This window comes from Pseudalkalibacillus sp. JSM 102089 (genome assembly GCF_041366475.1).
Taxonomy (GTDB): Bacteria; Bacillota; Bacilli; order Bacillales; family Guptibacillaceae; genus Guptibacillus; species Guptibacillus hwajinpoensis_B.
The window spans coordinates 65,159-82,589 of record NZ_JBEWYW010000009.1; the positions used below are offsets into that span (position 1 = coordinate 65,159).

At 42.2% G+C, this 17,431-nt stretch carries 16 protein-coding genes and 1 riboswitch; of the genes, 15 read left to right on the forward strand and 1 reads right to left on the reverse strand.

Annotation, left to right across the window (positions count from 1 at the left end; genetic code table 11):
* Positions 1-17: 17 nt before the first annotated feature.
* The 9 genes from ilvC to ABVF21_RS17445 all read left to right on the forward strand — a co-directional run bounded on the left by ilvC (position 18) and on the right by ABVF21_RS17445 (position 9,709).
* The gene (gene ilvC, locus ABVF21_RS17405) at positions 18-1,043 is read left to right on the forward strand and encodes a ketol-acid reductoisomerase (RefSeq protein ID WP_371018678.1); all 1,026 of its coding nucleotides are present in this window, start codon (positions 18-20) and stop codon (positions 1,041-1,043) included.
* On the forward strand, positions 1,030-2,571 hold the full coding sequence (locus ABVF21_RS17410; RefSeq protein WP_303535509.1) for a 2-isopropylmalate synthase: 1,542 nt from the start codon (positions 1,030-1,032) through the stop codon (positions 2,569-2,571). Before ilvC ends, ABVF21_RS17410 begins: the two co-directional genes overlap by 14 nt.
* 16 nt (positions 2,572-2,587) lie before the next feature.
* Positions 2,588-3,694 carry a 3-isopropylmalate dehydrogenase gene (gene leuB, locus ABVF21_RS17415; RefSeq protein ID WP_371018679.1) on the forward strand — a complete coding sequence of 369 codons (1,107 nt, stop codon included), beginning with the start codon at positions 2,588-2,590 and terminating at the stop codon, positions 3,692-3,694.
* Between the two features lie 27 nt (positions 3,695-3,721).
* Positions 3,722-5,128: a 3-isopropylmalate dehydratase large subunit gene (leuC, locus tag ABVF21_RS17420; RefSeq protein ID WP_371018680.1), complete on the forward strand. Its 1,407-nt coding sequence runs from the start codon at positions 3,722-3,724 to the stop codon at positions 5,126-5,128.
* A 15-nt stretch (positions 5,129-5,143) separates the two neighbouring features.
* Positions 5,144-5,734, forward strand: a complete 591-nt coding sequence (leuD, locus tag ABVF21_RS17425; protein WP_226615476.1) for a 3-isopropylmalate dehydratase small subunit — start codon at positions 5,144-5,146, stop codon at positions 5,732-5,734.
* The gene (gene ilvA / locus ABVF21_RS17430; RefSeq protein WP_283153726.1) at positions 5,731-6,741 is read left to right on the forward strand and encodes a threonine ammonia-lyase; all 1,011 of its coding nucleotides are present in this window, start codon (positions 5,731-5,733) and stop codon (positions 6,739-6,741) included. Before leuD ends, ilvA begins: the two co-directional genes overlap by 4 nt.
* Before the next feature lie 132 nt (positions 6,742-6,873).
* Positions 6,874-6,983, forward strand: a riboswitch (SAM riboswitch).
* Positions 6,984-7,162: 179 nt separating this feature from the next.
* Positions 7,163-8,185 carry a methionine ABC transporter ATP-binding protein gene (locus tag ABVF21_RS17435; RefSeq protein WP_303535514.1) on the forward strand — a complete coding sequence of 341 codons (1,023 nt, stop codon included), beginning with the start codon at positions 7,163-7,165 and terminating at the stop codon, positions 8,183-8,185.
* The gene (locus ABVF21_RS17440; RefSeq protein ID WP_194218977.1) at positions 8,178-8,846 is read left to right on the forward strand and encodes a methionine ABC transporter permease; all 669 of its coding nucleotides are present in this window, start codon (positions 8,178-8,180) and stop codon (positions 8,844-8,846) included. Before ABVF21_RS17435 ends, ABVF21_RS17440 begins: the two co-directional genes overlap by 8 nt.
* Positions 8,847-8,869: 23 nt before the next feature.
* A complete protein-coding gene (locus ABVF21_RS17445; protein WP_303535515.1) occupies positions 8,870-9,709 on the forward strand; it encodes a MetQ/NlpA family ABC transporter substrate-binding protein in 840 nt (279 codons plus the stop codon).
* 51 nt (positions 9,710-9,760) lie between these two features.
* Here ABVF21_RS17445 and ABVF21_RS17450 read toward each other — a convergent pair whose 3' ends face one another.
* Complete coding sequence (locus ABVF21_RS17450) at positions 9,761-10,711, reverse strand: L-lactate dehydrogenase (protein ID WP_303535516.1); 951 nt, start codon at positions 10,709-10,711, stop codon at positions 9,761-9,763.
* Between the two features lie 251 nt (positions 10,712-10,962).
* Between ABVF21_RS17450 and ABVF21_RS17455 the strand changes: the two genes are divergently transcribed.
* From ABVF21_RS17455 to sufB, 6 genes are all read left to right on the forward strand, one after another.
* Positions 10,963-11,265 (forward strand): carboxymuconolactone decarboxylase family protein, encoded by a 303-nt coding sequence (locus ABVF21_RS17455; protein ID WP_194219604.1) that lies wholly within the window; start codon positions 10,963-10,965, stop codon positions 11,263-11,265.
* Between the two features lie 749 nt (positions 11,266-12,014).
* Positions 12,015-12,800 (forward strand): Fe-S cluster assembly ATPase SufC, encoded by a 786-nt coding sequence (gene sufC, locus ABVF21_RS17460; protein ID WP_194218980.1) that lies wholly within the window; start codon positions 12,015-12,017, stop codon positions 12,798-12,800.
* 18 nt (positions 12,801-12,818) lie between these two features.
* On the forward strand, positions 12,819-14,126 hold the full coding sequence (sufD, locus tag ABVF21_RS17465; RefSeq protein ID WP_194218981.1) for a Fe-S cluster assembly protein SufD: 1,308 nt from the start codon (positions 12,819-12,821) through the stop codon (positions 14,124-14,126).
* 3 nt (positions 14,127-14,129) lie between these two features.
* The gene (locus ABVF21_RS17470) at positions 14,130-15,350 is read left to right on the forward strand and encodes a cysteine desulfurase (protein WP_303535565.1); all 1,221 of its coding nucleotides are present in this window, start codon (positions 14,130-14,132) and stop codon (positions 15,348-15,350) included.
* The gene (sufU, locus tag ABVF21_RS17475) at positions 15,340-15,783 is read left to right on the forward strand and encodes a Fe-S cluster assembly sulfur transfer protein SufU (protein WP_194218982.1); all 444 of its coding nucleotides are present in this window, start codon (positions 15,340-15,342) and stop codon (positions 15,781-15,783) included. Before ABVF21_RS17470 ends, sufU begins: the two co-directional genes overlap by 11 nt.
* A gap of 101 nt (positions 15,784-15,884) precedes the next feature.
* A complete protein-coding gene (gene sufB, locus ABVF21_RS17480) occupies positions 15,885-17,282 on the forward strand; it encodes a Fe-S cluster assembly protein SufB (protein ID WP_194218983.1) in 1,398 nt (465 codons plus the stop codon).
* Positions 17,283-17,431 lie beyond the last annotated feature (149 nt).

Consider the following 17,431-nt stretch of genomic DNA (forward strand, 5'->3'; position numbering starts at 1 on the left):
TGAAGGGATGAATGAAAATGGCAAAAGTATACTATAACGGTGATATCAACGAGGGAATGCTAAAAGGAAAGAAAATCGCAGTAGTTGGTTACGGATCTCAAGGTCATGCGCATGCACTAAATCTTCGCGAGAGTGGTTTTGATGTAACAGTCGGCTTACGTAAAGGGCGTTCATGGAATCAAGCAGAGGAAGATGGTTTTGATGTAAAAACAGTAAAGGAAGCAAGTGATGAAGCAGATGTTATCATGATTCTTCTTCCAGATGAGTATCAGCCTGAAGTGTACAAAGCGGAAATCGAACCAGGTCTTCGTGCTGGAAATGCGCTAGTCTTTGCTCACGGCTTTAACGTTCACTTCAATCAAGTTGTACCCCCATCAGATGTGGATGTTTTCCTTGTTGCTCCAAAAGGACCAGGACACCTTGTAAGAAGAACATTTGAAGATGGTGCAGGAGTTCCGGCGCTATTCGGTGTTTATCAGGACGTATCGGGTAACGCAAAAGAGCTTGCGCTAGCTTATGCAAAAGGAATCGGCGGTGCTCGTGCGGGGGTACTTGAAACATCCTTTAAAGAAGAAACCGAAACAGATCTTTTTGGTGAACAGGCAGTTCTATGTGGTGGACTGTCATCACTAGTGAAAGCTGGATTTGAAACGCTCACGGAAGCGGGATATCAACCAGAAGTCGCTTACTTCGAATGTTTGCACGAGCTAAAGCTCATTGTTGACTTGATGTATGAAGATGGTATTGCTGGTATGCGTTATTCGATTTCTGATACAGCTCAGTGGGGCGATTTCGTATCTGGACCACGTGTTGTCGATGCAGATACAAAAGCGCGTATGAAAGATATCCTTGAAGATATTCAAACAGGCAAGTTCGCAAAAGGTTGGATCCTAGAAAATAAACTAAATCGTCCAGAATTCCATGCGATCAATGAGAAAGAAAAGCATCATCCAATCGAGCAAGTAGGAAAAGAGCTTCGTGCGATGATGCCATTTGTGAAACCAAAATCAAAGAAGGAAGTGGTTACCAGTGCGAAAGATTAATGTATTCGATACAACGCTTCGTGACGGAGAACAGTCAGCCGGAGTCAATCTGAATGCATTAGAGAAGCTGGAAATCGCGAAGCAGCTTGAGAGACTTGGAGTCGACATTATGGAAGCAGGCTTTCCTGCTGCTTCCAAAGGTGACTTCCAGGGTGTGAAGAACATTGCTGATACTGTAAGGGATGTATCCGTAACTGGCCTTGCGAGAGCGAATATGAAAGATATTGATGCGGCATGGGATGCGTTAAAAGGTGGCGCTGATCCAAGACTTCATGTTTTTCTTGCAACGTCTCCCATTCATATGACTCACAAGCTAAAGAAGACGCCTGATGAAGTAGTTGAAACAGCAGTTGAAGCAGTGAAGTATGCCAAGAAATTTTTTCCGAAAGTCCAGTGGTCAGCAGAAGATGCTTGCCGCTCCGACCGCTCCTTTCTTGCAAAGATTATTAAAGAAGTGATTGATGCAGGAGCATCTGTCATTAATATTCCAGATACAGTTGGATACAGAAGTCCACAGGAATACGGAGAACTGTTCACTTATTTGCGAAACAATGTTCCGAACATTGAAGGCGTTGATCTTTCTGCCCATTGCCATAATGACCTAGGGATGGCGGTAGCGAATTCCTTAGCTGCGATTGAATGTGGTGCGACTCAAATAGAAGGAACGATTAATGGTATTGGAGAACGCGCTGGTAATGCAGCGATTGAGGAAGTTGCCGTTGCGCTTCGAATTCGCAATGACTTCTACCAAGCAGAAACAGGATTGAAGCTTGATGAAATTAAACGAACAAGTAACCTTGTCAGCAAGCTTACTGGCATGGCGGTTCCTGGTAATAAAGCAGTGGTTGGAGCGAATGCTTTTGCTCATGAATCAGGCATTCACCAGGATGGAGTATTAAAAGAAAAAACAACCTATGAAATTATTAGTCCACAGCTTATCGGTGTTCAGTCGAATAGTCTTGTTCTTGGAAAGCACTCTGGGCGTCACGCCTTCAGAGATAAAGTGAAGGATTTAGGCTTTGAACTTGACGAAGCGAAGATAAATGAGGCATTTGCAGACTTTAAAGATCTTGCTGATAAGAAGAAGCAGGTTACGGAAGATGACCTTTTTGCATTGTTAACTGATATTCAAACAGATGAATTTGTTAATAAATATGAGATTCATAGTATTCAAGTACAGTATGGAACTGCAAACATTCCGACGGCTACTATTTCAATTGAGAAGCCTGATGGAACCATGATTCAACAAGCTGGAACAGGGTCGGGTAGTGTAGAAGCGATCTATAACACGCTTGAAGCAATGATTCCTGGCACACTTCAGCTTCAGGACTATCGAATTAATTCCGTCGGTGGTGGAAGAGATGCTCTTGCTGAAGTTCATGTGCGAGTCATGTATAACGGGGTTGAGTCGAATGGTCGCGGCACAGCGCAGGATGTTCTTGAATCTTCCGCTATTGCTTACTTGAATGCAGTGAATCGCGTTCTTGCTCGTGAAAGCTATCAAGTTAATAAAAAAGCGCACGTCTAACAGGGAGGTTAGAAGGATGAAGAGAAAAGTTGCGGTATTACCCGGTGATGGAATTGGTAAAGAAGTAATGGAAGGAACGATGAAAGTTCTAAATGCCGTGGCAGATCGATTTGGCCATACGTTTGAATTTCAAGAGGGAAGAATTGGAGGGGCTGCTATTGATGAGGATGGCTCGCCACTACCAGATGAAACGCTGCGCATCTGTAGGGAAAGCGATGCTGTTCTACTAGGTGCTGTCGGTGGTCCTAAGTGGGAAACTCTTCCTGGCCATCTTCGTCCTGAACGAGGTCTTCTTGGTATTCGAAAAGAACTAGGCTTGTTTGCAAACCTTCGTCCTGTGACGGCATTTGAGAGTCTATTAGATGCATCTCCACTTAAACCGGATCGGATTAAAGGTGTGGATATGTTAATTGTTCGCGAATTAACGGGTGGTTTGTACTTCGGTACTCCGAGTGAGCGTCGTCAAAATGGGAAAGAAGTTGTTGATACGCTTCATTACACAAGAGAAGAAATCGAACGTATTGTGGATCAGGGATTTGAAGCTGCAAGTAAGCGAAACAAGAAATTAACGAGCGTAGATAAAGCGAACGTTCTGGAATCAAGCCGAATGTGGAGAGAAATCGTTGAAGAAAAAGCGAAGAATTATCCTGAGGTAGAAGTGGAGCATATGCTTGTCGATGCGGCAGCAATGAAACTGGTTCAAAACCCGGCTCACTTTGATGTTATTGTAACGGAGAATTTATTTGGAGATATTTTGAGCGATGAAGCCTCGATGATCACAGGATCACTTGGAATGTTGCCTTCCGCAAGTCTTCGTAGCGACGGTTTTGGAATGTATGAACCAGTACACGGTTCAGCGCCAGACATCGCAGGGAAAAACCTTGCGAATCCACTGGCAATGATTTTATCAAGTGCAATGATGCTGAAGTATTCATTCGATATGAATGAAGAAGCGGAGTCAATCGAAAAGGCTGTGAAAGAAGTACTTGATGCTGGATATTATACGAATGATCTTGCAAATGGCTCGCCGAAAGCACTTGGGACAGACGCTATGATCAAGAAAGTGATTTATCAATTAGAAGAAGCGGATGCCACAGCAGGCATCATGGAAGCATACGCTTAATGACAAACAGGTAAGAGGAGGATGGGTGTGGAGCCGAAAACGATTATTGAAAAGATTTGGGATAAACACGTTGTGCATGAAGAAGAAGGTAGCCCGGATCTCCTATATATAGACTTGCATCTTGTTCATGAAGTGACTTCTCCGCAGGCCTTTGAGGGTCTGCGGATGAATAATAGAAGTGTAAGAAGGCCAGATTTAACCTTTGCTACTATGGACCACAACGTTCCAACCATTGCACGTCATATTATTAATGATCCGGTATCAAAAGTGCAAATGGAGAAGCTTGAAGAGAACTGTCATGAATTTGGAGTTGAAATCGCCGATATTAATCATCCAGATCAAGGGATTGTTCACGTTATTGGTCCTGAGCTAGGCTTAACGCAGCCAGGAAAAACGATCGTTTGTGGTGACAGTCATACCTCAACACATGGGGCGTTTGGGGCCCTAGCCTTTGGGATTGGAACGAGTGAAGTAGAGCATGTTCTTTCTACTCAAACGCTATGGCAATCAAGACCCAAAACAATTGAAATACGTGTGAACGGACGCCTTGGTTCTGGGGTGACTGCTAAAGATTTAATTCTTGCTGTTATTGCCAAATTTGGTGTTAATGCAGGTACTGGAGCAGTTGTGGAGTACACAGGCGAAGCGATTCGAAATATGACAATGGAAGAACGTATGACTGTTTGTAATATGTCAATTGAAGCTGGCGCAAAAGCAGGGCTTATTAGCCCAGATGAGACTACCTTTTCCTATTTAAAAGGAAAAAGACATGTTCCAGAAGATTTTGATCGAGCTGTTGCTGAGTGGAAAGAACTCGCATCTGATCCAGGAGCAAAGTATGATGAAGTGCTCGAAATTGGAGCTGACGAAATCGAGCCACAAGTAACATGGGGCACTAATCCTTCAATGGGATCTTCTGTCTATGCTCGCGTTCCTTTCCCTGAGGATTATGCAGATCCAGGTGACCAAAAAGCAATTAAGCAAGCCCTTGCCTATATGGATCTTAAACCGGGAACGCCTATTCAAAATATAGATATTCAATATGTTTTCATCGGATCGTGTACGAATTCGCGATTAAGTGATCTGCGTTCGGCCGCTGATATTGTTCGTGGTCGAAAAGTTCACGAAGGTGTGACTGCTCTCGTAGTACCAGGATCTAAATCAGTGAAGGATGCAGCTGAAGCAGAAGGGTTAGATACGATCTTTAAAGAAGCTGGGTTTGAGTGGCGAGAAGCAGGATGTAGCATGTGTCTTGCGATGAATGATGACATTGTTCCACCAGGCGAGCGCTGCGCGTCTACATCTAACCGTAATTTTGAAGGGCGTCAGGGGAATGGCGCTAGAACACATCTTGTCAGCCCAGCTATGGCTGCAGCTGCTGCCATTGAAGGCCGATTTACAGACGCTAGAAAAATAAAACCTCTTGTAGTGTAAAAGGAGTGAGACGTCCTGGAACCGATTAATAAATACAAAGGGATCGTTTATCCCCTTGAGCAGGTTAACGTAGATACAGACCAAATTATTCCGAAGCAGTTTTTAAAGAGAATTGAACGGCAAGGCTTTGGTCAGTTTCTTTTTTACAATTGGCGGTTTGATGATGATGGTCATCCGCGTGAAGATTTTAATTTGAACGAACAACAATACCAGCATGCTTCTATTCTAGTGTCGGGTAAAAACTTTGGGTGTGGTTCATCAAGAGAACATGCTCCATGGGCCCTTCTGGATTATGGGTTTCGAATTGTCATTGCGACAAGCTTTGCTGATATCTTTTATAACAACTGTGTAAAAAACGGTATACTTCCTATCGCTCTTGATCAAGAAACGATCTCGGAGCTTTTTCAAAAAGCGAAGGATGGATACGAACTTAGCGTAGACCTAAGTAAACAGCAAGTAATTGATGGAGAAGGACTAAATGCGTCGTTCGAGATCGATCCTTATTGGAAAGAAATGCTGTTAAATGGATGGGATGAAGTATCTCGAACTTTATCTCTCGAAGATAAAATTAAATTATATGAAGAAAAACAACTTGTAGGAGAGTGAATGACGTTGGGAATTACCAGGAGAAATATAACGTTCATGTCGTAAAAGCAATGGAGAATTTGCTGGAAGCCGTCCACAGGACCCCGCTTCAGCAGTCGACAACGCTTAATGATTATACAAATAGAGATGTCTTCATGAAGATGGAAAACCTTCAACGAACGGGTTCCTTCAAACTTCGAGGTGCTTATAACAAAGTTGCGTCGCTAACGGATATTGAGGCAGCGCGAGGGATTGTTGCTGCATCGGCTGGAAACCATGCTCAGGGAGTGGCGCTTTCTGCTAGAGAGCGTGGAATTAAAGCTAAGATTTATATGCCCGTCCATACACCGACAAGCAAAATTGATGCGACGCGATCTTATGGAGCAGAGGTTGTTCTTGAAGGAGAATCGTATAACGAAGCGTTTAGTGGAGCGGATCGTGAGCGTGTTGAGAAAGGGGCCACATTCGTTCATGCTTTCGATGATCCTGAAGTAATGGCAGGACAGGGAACGGTTGCACTCGAAATGATGCAACAGTGTCCTGACTTAGATGCGATTCTCGTGCCTGTTGGAGGTGGAGGATTGTTAGCTGGAATGGCGATGGCGATTAAGTCGTTCTTTCCTCACGTGAAAATCATCGGGGTCCAGGCTTCTGAAGCATCTGCGACATGGAATCGATTTAAAGGTACTGGTCCTCTTGTCCTTCAATCTGTCAAATCGATTGCAGACGGTATTTCTGTGAAAGAAGCTGGAAAATTAACCTTTCCAATTATTGAAGAGCTTGTTGATGATATGCTAACCGTGTCAGAAGAAGAAATTGCTGCAGCGATTGTCTTTATGCTTGAAAGACACAAAACACTTGTAGAAGGTGCAGGTGCTGCATCGGTAGCTGCTGTCTTATGCAAGTCTAATCGTTTAGAAGGTAAGAGAATTGGTGTTGTTGTTAGTGGAGGGAATGCGGATCTTGCGAAAATATCCCTTTATAAACAACTTTCTCAACGAGCGAAAACCATCAGGCGAATAAGCTGATGGTTTTCTAATGGGGTTCAACGTATATATTTTAGATTATTCCGACTTTTTGCTCAGTAATTGACACTCATAAAGTACCATGCTAGAATTCATTTAGCACTTAACCACAGTAAAGTAATAACAACTATATATCTCTTATTCAGAGAGGTGGAGGGACTGGCCCTATGAAGCCCGGCAACCGTCAAACGACTCGTTTGAAAAGGTGCCAATTCCTGCAAAGCGATTGCTTTGAGAAATGAGAGGAAGACATCGATTTATCAAATGCCTTTCTGCTCAAAGCAGAAGGGCATTTTTTTACTTTACTATACAAAGTGATAAGCGAATTAGGTTTCTAAGTGCATAGAAATAAAGAACAAAGGCATGGGACTTAAGTCCTGTTTCAGGTAGCTGATCATGCAAATGCATAAAGGATGTGAGACATGTGATTGAGCTTAAAGGCATTAATAAGACCTTCTTTTCGAAATCCGGGAAGGTGGAAGCCGTTAAGGATGTTAACCTTGAAGTCAAAAAAGGCGAAATATTTGGTGTTATTGGCTACAGTGGTGCTGGGAAAAGTACGCTAATTCGAATGCTTAACCTTCTTGAGAGACCTACTGATGGGACAGTCACAGTGGCTGGTAATAATCTATCTTCTCTTAAGGGAAAAGATCTTCGTGCAGCAAGACAGGAAATTGGAATGATTTTCCAGCATTTTAATATTCTCTGGTCAAGAACGGTACGTGATAACATCGCGTTCCCTCTTGAAATATCAGGTGTTCCGAAAGAAAAGAGAATGAAGCGTGTTGATGAATTAATTAAACTTGTTGGACTCGAAGGTAGAGAAGGAGCTTATCCTTCACAACTAAGTGGTGGACAAAAGCAGCGAGTGGGTATTGCGAGAGCACTTGCTAATAATCCAAAGGTTTTGCTTTGTGATGAAGCTACTTCTGCTTTAGATCCTAAAACGACGGATAGCATTCTGGAACTTCTGACTGAAATTAATCACAAGCTTGGCCTTACGATTGTCCTTATCACGCATGAAATGCACGTCATACGAAAAATTTGCCATCGTGTAGCCGTGATGGAGAATGGACGAGTAGTGGAGAATGGTTCTGTCCTTGAAGTTTTCCACCATCCGCAGGAAGAGATTACGAAAGACTTTGTTAATCAGCTAAGCGAGCCTGAAGAAATGAAGGAATCGATTGCACATCTGGCAACGAGTCAGGATGGAGAACTTGTTCAGTTTACCTTTGTGAAAGGAAAAACAGGTTCACCACTTGTGACAGAGTTGATTCGTAAATTTGATGTAGAAGTCAACATTATTCAAGGGAAGATTTCTCATACACAGGATGGTCCTTATGGAAAACTTTCTGTGTTCCTTAAAGGGGAACCAGCTGTGGTAGAAATGGCCTTGAATTATGTGCAAGCCCAAGGTGTTAAAGCGGAGGTGATTACGAATGACTGAATCGTTATTTCCTAACGTCAGGTGGGAATCTATGTGGGAAGCCACTCTACAAACAGCGTACATGACGGCAATTTCGGTGCTGGCAACGTTTATTCTCGGAATCCTCCTTGGATTATTGTTGTTTCTAACAGGTAGAGGGAACATATGGGAAAACAAATTTGTGAATAGTATTATTGCCGGAGTCGTGAACTTATTTCGCTCCATACCATTTATTATTTTGATTATCTTGCTTATCCCTCTTTCGGTTTACATTATAGGGACAATGCTAGGTGCTAATGCTGCCCTTCCAGCCCTTATTGCAGGAGCGGCGCCATTTTATGCGAGAATGGTTGAAATTGCTTTACGTGAAGTGGATAAAGGGGTCATTGAAGCTTCTCAGTCAATGGGAGCATCCAATGGTTCGATTATTTTTAAAGTGCTTCTACCAGAAGCAATGCCAGCCCTTATTTCAGGGATTACTGTGACGGCGATAGCTCTTGTAAGCTACACCGCTATGGCTGGTGTCGTAGGCGCAGGGGGTCTCGGAAACCTCGCTTATCTTGAAGGTTTCCAACGGAACAATCCTGACGTGACACTTGTTGCAACAGTATTGATATTAGTAATTGTTGCGATTCTTCAGGTTTGTGGAGACGTTGCAACACGAGTAATAGATAAAAGATAATAAGGAGAAAAGGAGAGGTTATGATGAAAAAGTTTTTATCGCTAATAACAGTTCTTGCTCTTGCGGTTCTTGCTGCATGTGGCAACAATGGCGGAAACAGCGAAGGTTCTGGTGACGGTGGAGATTCGAAGAAAATCGTAGTAGGTGCATCAAACATTCCCCATGCTGAAATTCTTGAAGAAGCTAAGCCGATGTTAGAGGAAAAAGGAATAGAGCTTGAAATTAAAACATTCCAGGATTACATTCTACCTAATAAGACGCTTGCAAATGGTGAATTAGATGCAAACTACTTCCAAACAATACCTTATATGGACTTGCAAATGGAAGAAAACGATAATTATGACTTCGTGAACGCTGGAGGCATTCATATCGAGCCAATCGGTGTTTACTCTCAGGATTACAAGAGCTTAGATGAGCTTCCTGATGGTGCTCAAATCATAATGAGTAACTCTGTTTCTGACCATGGACGTATGCTGTCATTACTTGAAGCACAGGGCCTTATCACATTAAAAGAAGGTGTAAAGGCTTCAGATGCAACAGTTGAAGATATTGCTGAAAACCCTAAGAATATTGATTTCAAAACAGATGTTGAGGCTTCACTGCTTCCACAGATTTACCAGCAAGGTGAAGGTGATGCAGTGATGATCAATACAAACTATGCGATTGATGCAGGACTTAATCCTCAAGAGGATGCCATTGCACTTGAAAATTCAGACTCACCATATGTGAATGTGATTACAGTAAACAAAGGTGACGAAGACAATGAAGCGATCCAGGCGTTAGTAGAAGTTCTTCATTCTGATGAAATTCAAAGCTTTATTGAAGAAGAATACGATGGCGCTGTTGTACCAGTAGACAAATAAGAAAGAAAAAAGGTTCTCCGTCATTTCGCGGAGAACCTTTTTTTACTCATTTTAATGTTGGAAAACTGGCTTCATCGCTTCTTTTAACGTTTTTGCAGAATGGTGCAATTGATCTAGCTCGGTTTGATCAAGGTCAAGTTCAATAATTTCACGAATGCCGTTGTTATTCACAATTGCGGGAACTCCGATATACAAATCATCTAAACCATACTCGCCTTCAAGTAACGTAGAGATGGTAAGAATAGAGTTTTCATTTCGTATAATCGCTCTTGTTAACCGTACGAGGCCCATTGCGATACCGTAGTATGTTGCTCCCTTACGATTAATGATATGATAAGCAGCATCGCGAACATTGACGAAAAGCGCATCAAGATCTTCTTTAGCCTCTGGTCTATCTTTAATAAGAGACATGATTGGTCGACTACCGATTGTAGCATGACTCCAGACAGGAAGTTCAGTATCACCATGTTCTCCAAGAATATAACCATGTACATTTCTAGAATCTACATTGAAATAGTCGCTCAGTAAATAACGGAATCGTGCAGTATCGAGAATCGTACCTGAGCCGATAACCCGTTCTTTAGGCAAGCCTGAGAACTTCCATGTCGCATAAGTAAGTACGTCTACAGGATTCGTTGCAACGATAAAAATACCATCAAATCCGCTTCCCATAACGCTTGAAACGATTTTTTTAAAGATCGCTGTGTTTTTATCAATAAGGTCTAAGCGTGTTTCACCTGGTGCCTGATTTGCACCCGCTGCGATAACGACAATATCTGCGTCTTTGCAATCGGTATAGTCCCCCGCCCAAATTTTCATTGGAGCGCCAAAAGGAAGGCCGTGATTTAAGTCTCTTGCTTCCCCTTCCGCTTTTTCTTTATTTACATCGATAAGTACAAGTTCGTTTACTAGTTCTTGATTCAATAACGAGAAGGCATAGCTTGTCCCTACGAATCCAGTGCCAATTAATGCTACGCGCGTTGTTTTTCCTTCATACATCATCTTCACCTCTGCTAGTAGATATTGTCTTCATAAGCATCATACCGTATCCCTTTACTTATTATTGTGACATACATCACATGTAAACGCACTCATCCAAAAACAATTTAAAGAAAATGATGGATAGCTTTGTTACCCAATTCTCATACTAGTACGGATGATATCGAATAAAGGAGGCCTGTGTCTTGAAACAGGAACAGGAATTTAACAACTTCGCAGAAGCGGCGCTACATGATTATAAAGAAGGATTAGGAATGTTTACAGAGAAAATGCCGCAGTTAGCTAAGAAGTATTCGGCATTTACTGAAGCGTGTTTTAAAGATGGGGAAGTGAGTCAAAAAGAGAAACAAATGATTGCTCTCGGAATATCTATTTTTTCACAAGATGAATATTGCATTATCTACCATACGAAAGGGTGTCTTGACCAAGGATGTTCTGAACAAGAAATACTTGAAACGGTAGGGGTGACAGCTGCATTTGGTGGTGGCGCAGCGATGAGTCAGGCCGTTACTCTCGTACAGGAGTGTATGAAGGATTTGAACCAACCGAAGCATTAATGAAATCGTGTTTCTACTATTTAAATAGTGTATTGTGTCGAAGGGGTGAAATAGAGTGGATATGGGAGGAAAAGTAAGAATGAATGTTTTTTAACTATTCAGAACTTCTTTCACCACTCCGGAAACCCCCTCAACCCTTAAAATGCTGTTTGTAGCTACTAATGTAACGTGGTAAAGTAATTTTTGTAAGTAAAACGATATTGAAAGGATTGATTCATTATTAGCCCCATGCGGTTAAACCACACACCTGAAATGGAAAAGGCGATGTACCAGTCTCACGGAGTTGGCTATGCGGAGTATAGTCGTAATTTCAATAAACGAATGCAAGTCGAGCGAGAGCGTGAGCTGGATCACCGTCGGAGTCTCAAAATGGTTAGTGAATTCGACCGTAAACTATCTAGATGAATCAGCATCCAAAATAACCATGATATACGAAAAACCAGTCTTACGACTGGTTTTTTTGTATGAAGATAATCACGTGTATTCGTTGTAGCTGTGGTGATTAAATGGTAGGCTTAGAAAGGTATGCAACGAAAAAATAAACGATTCATTCTCAATTTGAATAGCAAGCTATACCTTGGCTAACGCTAGAAAGTATGAGTCTTGCGTTCCTTGATATTAGTTTGGATTTGTTATAAAATAAGAATGAAAATAGATTGAGAATGACTCAGCACACATTCCTTGACATACACCTTATAGGTACTACAATAAGGAAGGAATAGTATAAACGTTATTGGAGGTATTCACAAATGGCAGCATCAACTCTAAAGATTGAGAATCTTCATGTTTCCATTGAGGGAAAAGAGATTATCAAAGGATTGAACCTTGAAATAAATGGTGGAGAAATTCACGCAGTAATGGGGCCGAACGGTACAGGTAAATCTACCCTTGCTTCAGCAATTATGGGCCATCCGAAATACGAAATCACTGAAGGCAGTGTCTTCCTTGATAATGAAGATGTACTTGAAATGGAAGTTGATGAGCGTGCAAAAGCTGGACTCTTCCTTGCAATGCAGTATCCAAGTGAAGTAAGTGGCGTAACAAACGCTGATTTCCTTCGTTCTGCAATCAATGCTCGTCGCGAAGAAGGCGATGAAATTTCTCTAATGAAATTCATCAAAAAGCTAGACGGTAAAATGGCTGAACTTGATATGGGTGAAGAATTTGCACAGCGTTACCTTAACGAAGGTTTCTCTGGTGGTGAAAAGAAACGTAACGAAATTCTTCAGCTTATGATGCTTGAACCAAAAATCGCTGTTCTGGATGAAATTGACTCCGGTCTAGATATCGATGCGCTTAAAGTTGTTTCTAAAGGTGTTAATGCTATGCGCAATGAGAGTTTCGGTTGCTTAATTATCACTCACTATCAGCGTCTATTGAATTACATTACACCTGACAAAGTACACGTTATGATGCAGGGTCGTATTGTGAAATCTGGCGGCGCAGAACTAGCACAGCGTCTTGAAGAAGAAGGTTATGATTGGATTAAAGAAGAACTCGGTATTAAAGACGAAACAGTTGGTCAAGAAGCGTAAGCAGTAAGGAGGATGACAATGTCAGTGGATACGAAAATTGCATTCGATCAAGAATACATTAAAGCTTATTCAGAAAAGCGTCAGGAGCCGAAATGGATGGCTTCCCTTCGTTTAAAGGCGTTAGAGAAGTCAGAAAGTCTTCCAATGCCAAAACCTGATAAAACAAAAATTGATAAGTGGAATTTCACTTCATTTAAACATGATGTAGCAGGAGAAGCGATTTCATCACTTGATGATCTTCCTGAAGATGTGCGCGATCTTGTTGCTAAAGATCAACAGTCAGGGAATCTTCTTGTGCACCGTAACTCAACACCCGTTTTCAGTCAGCTATCGAATGAGCTGAAAGAACAAGGTGTGATTTTCACAGATATTCAAACTGCTCTACAAAATCACGGAGATCTTGTAGAGAAGTATTTCATGAAAGACGTTATGAAGGTTGACGAGAACCGTTTAACGGCCGTTCACGCAGCTCTTCTTAATAGCGGTACTTTCTTATATGTACCTCGCAATGTAGAAGTTGAAGTGCCAATTCAAGCACTATATTGGCAAGAAGACCCTGAAGCTGGGCTATTCAACCACGTGATTATCGTAGCAGAGGACAATAGCTCTGTGACATATGTTGAGAACTTCTTATCTTATAGTCACGATGTGGAGTCTGTTGCGAACATTATTGCTGAAGTTCATGTAGGACAGAATGCTCGCGTTACGTTTGGTTCTGTTGATAACCTTGCAAAAGGTGTCACTACTTACGTAAACCGCCGTGCTAATGTGGCACGCGACGGTAAAGTTGATTGGGCACTTGCTCAAATGAACGACGGTAACACGGTTTCTACAAATACAACGCACCTTATTGGTGATGGTTCTTATGCTGACTCTAAAACCGTAACGATCGGTCGCGGAAGCCAGAGCCAGAACTTCACTAATCAGATCTTCCATCACGGTCAAAACTCTGAGGGTGTTCTTCTCGTGCACGGTGTTCAAAAAGATAGTGCTAGTGCCATCTTTAACGGTGTTACGAAGATTGAACACGGTGCTAAGAAATCAAACGGTGAGCAAACACAGCGTGTTCTTATGATGAATGAGAAAGCGCGTGGGGATGCAAACCCGATCCTTCTTATTGACGAAGATGATGTTATGGCAGGCCACGCTGCATCAGTTGGTAAAGTTGATCCAATTCAGCTTTATTACTTGCAAAGCCGCGGGATTTCCCGTCATGAAGCTGAACGTTTGATCATCCATGGTTTCCTCGCTCCAGTTATTAACGAACTTCCGATCGAAGGCGTTCGTAAACGTGCGGTTGAGGTAACTGAAGGGAAAGTTAATTAAATGATGAATGTCCAGGACATTCGCAAGCAGTTTCCCATTTTACATCAAGAGGTAAATGGGAAACCTCTTGTTTACCTTGATAGTGCAGCAACGTCTCAGAAACCTACTCAAGTAATTGACGCAGTAGAGCGTTACTACAAGGAAATTAACTCAAACGTTCACCGTGGTGTTCATACGCTTGGGACACACGCAACAGATGCTTATGAAGGCGCTCGTGAAAAGGTTCGTGAATTTATTCATGCTTCTTCAACGGAAGAAGTGATTTTTACTCGCGGAACAACCACAGCCCTTAATATGGTCGCTTCAAGCTATGGACGTGCAAATCTTCAAGAAGGTGATGAAGTTGTCATCACACCGATGGAGCATCACAGCAACATTATTCCCTGGCAACAGGTTGTAAAAGCAACTGGAGCCACTCTAAAATATATTCCTCTTCAACCAGACGGAACAATTGCGCTGGAAGACGTTGAGAAAACGGTAACAGCAAACACAAAAATTGTTTCTGTTATGCAGGTTTCGAATGTGCTTGGGACAATTAACCCGATTAAAGAGATTGCCGCGATTGCGCACCGAAATGGCGCTGTTATGGTTGTTGATGGGGCTCAAAGCACCCCTCACATGAACATTGATGTTCAGGATCTTGACTGCGATTTCTTTGCATTTTCTGGTCATAAAATGTGCGGACCTACTGGAATAGGCGTTCTTTACGGGAAGAAGAAGCTGCTTGAAAACATGGAGCCGTTTGAATTCGGGGGAGAAATGATTGATTTTGTTGGTCTCTACGATTCGACGTGGAAAGATCTACCTTGGAAATTTGAAGGTGGTACTCCAATCATTGCCGGCGCCGTTGGTCTAGGAGCTGCGATTGATTTCTTAAATGAAATTGGGATGGATAACATTCAGCAGCATGAGACCCACCTCGCTAAATATGCGATGCAGCAGCTATCGACGATCGAAGGCGTATCCATTTACGGACCAGAAAAACGTGCTGGAGTTGTCACTTTCAATAGTGATGAAGTACACCCACACGATGTGGCCACCGTACTTGACACAGAAGGCATCGCTGTTCGTGCTGGACACCATTGTGCTCAGCCGCTAATGAAGTGGCTTGAAGTATCGGCTACCGCGCGTGCTAGCTTCTATTTATACAATACTGAAGAAGACGTAGATACTTTTGTAGCCGGATTACGAAAAGCAAAGGAGTTTTTCGGTAATGTCTTTTAATAATCTAGACCAGTTATACAGACAGGTCATTATGGATCATTATAAAAACCCAAGAAACAAAGGGGAGCTTGAAGAAGGCGACCTTAAGATTAATATGAACAACCCTACATGCGGTGACGCCATTCAGCTTCAGCTGAAAGTAGATGATGGGAAGATTTCGGATGCGAAGTTTATTGGAGAAGGTTGCTCTATAAGCCTGGCATCAGCGTCGATGATGACACAGTCAGTCAAAGGACTTGAAGTTGATCAGGCCTTGAAGCTATCCGGGATTTTCTCTGATATGATGCAGGGGAAAGAATATGAAGAAGAAGATTTCGATCTAGGCGACATTGAAGCACTTCAAGGCGTTTCGAAGTTCCCTGCTCGTATCAAATGTGCAACACTCTCCTGGAAGGCAATGGAGAAGGGTTTCAAGGAACAGGATGAAGCTTAACCCGCTTCCAGGTGTTGTCACCGCTTCTTTTTCATACTAGAATGATGGAAAGAGAACATCAGCCAAACACTGACATGTGTAATGTCAAGGAGGGAAATAGAATGGCTAAAAAAATGCCTGAAGTTGGCGAATACCAATATGGTTTTAGTGATAAAGACGTTTCGATCTTCCGTTCAGAGCGTGGATTAACTCCTGAAATTGTAAAAGAAATTTCTCGCATGAAGGATGAACCACAGTGGATGCTTGATTTCCGCTTGAAATCGCTTGAACATTTCTACAGCATGCCAATGCCTCAATGGGGTGGAAACCTTGCTGATCTAGATTTTGATGAAATTACGTACTACGTAAAGCCTTCTGAGAAGTCCGAAAGATCATGGGATGAAGTACCAGAAGAAATCAAAGCGACATTTGATAAGTTAGGTATTCCTGAAGCTGAGCAAAAATACCTTGCGGGTGTTTCTGCACAGTACGAATCTGAAGTAGTTTACCATAACATGCAAGAAGACCTTGAGAACATGGGGATTGTGTTTAAAGATACAGATACTGCACTTAAAGAGAACGAAGATCTTTTTAAAGAGTATTTTGCGAAAACAATTCCTCCAACGGATAACAAGTTCTCAGCTCTTAACTCTGCTGTATGGTCAGGTGGTTCATTCATCTACGTTCCTAAAGGTGTGAAAGTCGATACGCCTCTACAAGCATACTTCCGTATTAACTCTGAGAACATGGGTCAATTCGAGCGTACGCTTATCATCGCTGATGAAGGTTCTTCTGTCCATTATGTTGAAGGTTGTACTGCACCGGTTTATACAACTAACTCTCTACACAGTGCTGTAGTTGAGATCATTGTTAAGAAGGATGCATACTGCCGTTATACGACGATTCAGAACTGGGCTAACAACGTGTTTAACCTTGTTACGAAGCGTGCAGTTGCGGAAGAAAATGCTACGATGGAATGGATCGATGGTAACATTGGTTCCAAACTTACAATGAAGTATCCAGCTGTTATCTTAAAGGGTGAAGGCGCTCGTGGTATGACGCTTTCCATCGCTCTTGCTGGTAAAGGACAGCACCAGGATGCTGGCGCTAAGATGATTCATTTAGCACCTAACACTTCTTCGACAATTGTTTCGAAATCTATTTCAAAACAAGGCGGTAAAGTAACATACCGTGGTATCGTTCACTTTGGCCGTAAAGCGGAAGGTGCTCGCTCAAACGTTGAGTGTGATACGCTTATCATGGATAATGAGTCTACTTCTGATACAATTCCTTACAATGAAATCCTAAACGATAACATTTCACTTGAACACGAAGCGAAAGTATCGAAGGTTTCTGAAGAGCAGCTCTTCTATCTGATGAGCCGTGGCGTATCTGAAGAAGAAGCAACTGAAATGATCGTAATGGGCTTCATCGAGCCATTTACGAAAGAACTTCCTATGGAATATGCGGTTGAAATGAACCGTCTCATTAAATTTGAGATGGAAGGTTCAATCGGTTAAGCTTCCATTTTAAACGAACCGGATCTTCCGGTTCGTTTTTTATATGTGGAAGTGTAAAGGGCGAAATCCTAATTGTTATTTCAAAATAGTATGAGGGATTTTCACTTGCTATTTTCGGGTAATGGTATGAGAATAGAGAAAGAGAATCG

Excerpts from the sequence above, each read along its gene's own strand:
- ilvC (WP_371018678.1), top strand. The coding sequence starts at position 18 with ATGGCAAAAGTATACTATAACGGTGATATCAACGAGGGAATGCTAAAA.
- leuB (WP_371018679.1), top strand. The coding sequence starts at position 2,588 with ATGAAGAGAAAAGTTGCGGTATTACCCGGTGATGGAATTGGTAAAGAA.
- ABVF21_RS17440 (WP_194218977.1), top strand. The coding sequence starts at position 8,178 with ATGACTGAATCGTTATTTCCTAACGTCAGGTGGGAATCTATGTGGGAA.
- ABVF21_RS17445 (WP_303535515.1), top strand. The coding sequence starts at position 8,870 with ATGAAAAAGTTTTTATCGCTAATAACAGTTCTTGCTCTTGCGGTTCTT.
- ABVF21_RS17450 (WP_303535516.1), bottom strand. The coding sequence starts at position 10,711 with ATGATGTATGAAGGAAAAACAACGCGCGTAGCATTAATTGGCACTGGA.
- ABVF21_RS17455 (WP_194219604.1), top strand. The coding sequence starts at position 10,963 with ATGTTTACAGAGAAAATGCCGCAGTTAGCTAAGAAGTATTCGGCATTT.
- sufC (WP_194218980.1), top strand. The coding sequence starts at position 12,015 with ATGGCAGCATCAACTCTAAAGATTGAGAATCTTCATGTTTCCATTGAG.
- sufD (WP_194218981.1), top strand. The coding sequence starts at position 12,819 with ATGTCAGTGGATACGAAAATTGCATTCGATCAAGAATACATTAAAGCT.
- ABVF21_RS17470 (WP_303535565.1), top strand. The coding sequence starts at position 14,130 with ATGAATGTCCAGGACATTCGCAAGCAGTTTCCCATTTTACATCAAGAG.
- sufU (WP_194218982.1), top strand. The coding sequence starts at position 15,340 with ATGTCTTTTAATAATCTAGACCAGTTATACAGACAGGTCATTATGGAT.
- sufB (WP_194218983.1), top strand. The coding sequence starts at position 15,885 with ATGGCTAAAAAAATGCCTGAAGTTGGCGAATACCAATATGGTTTTAGT.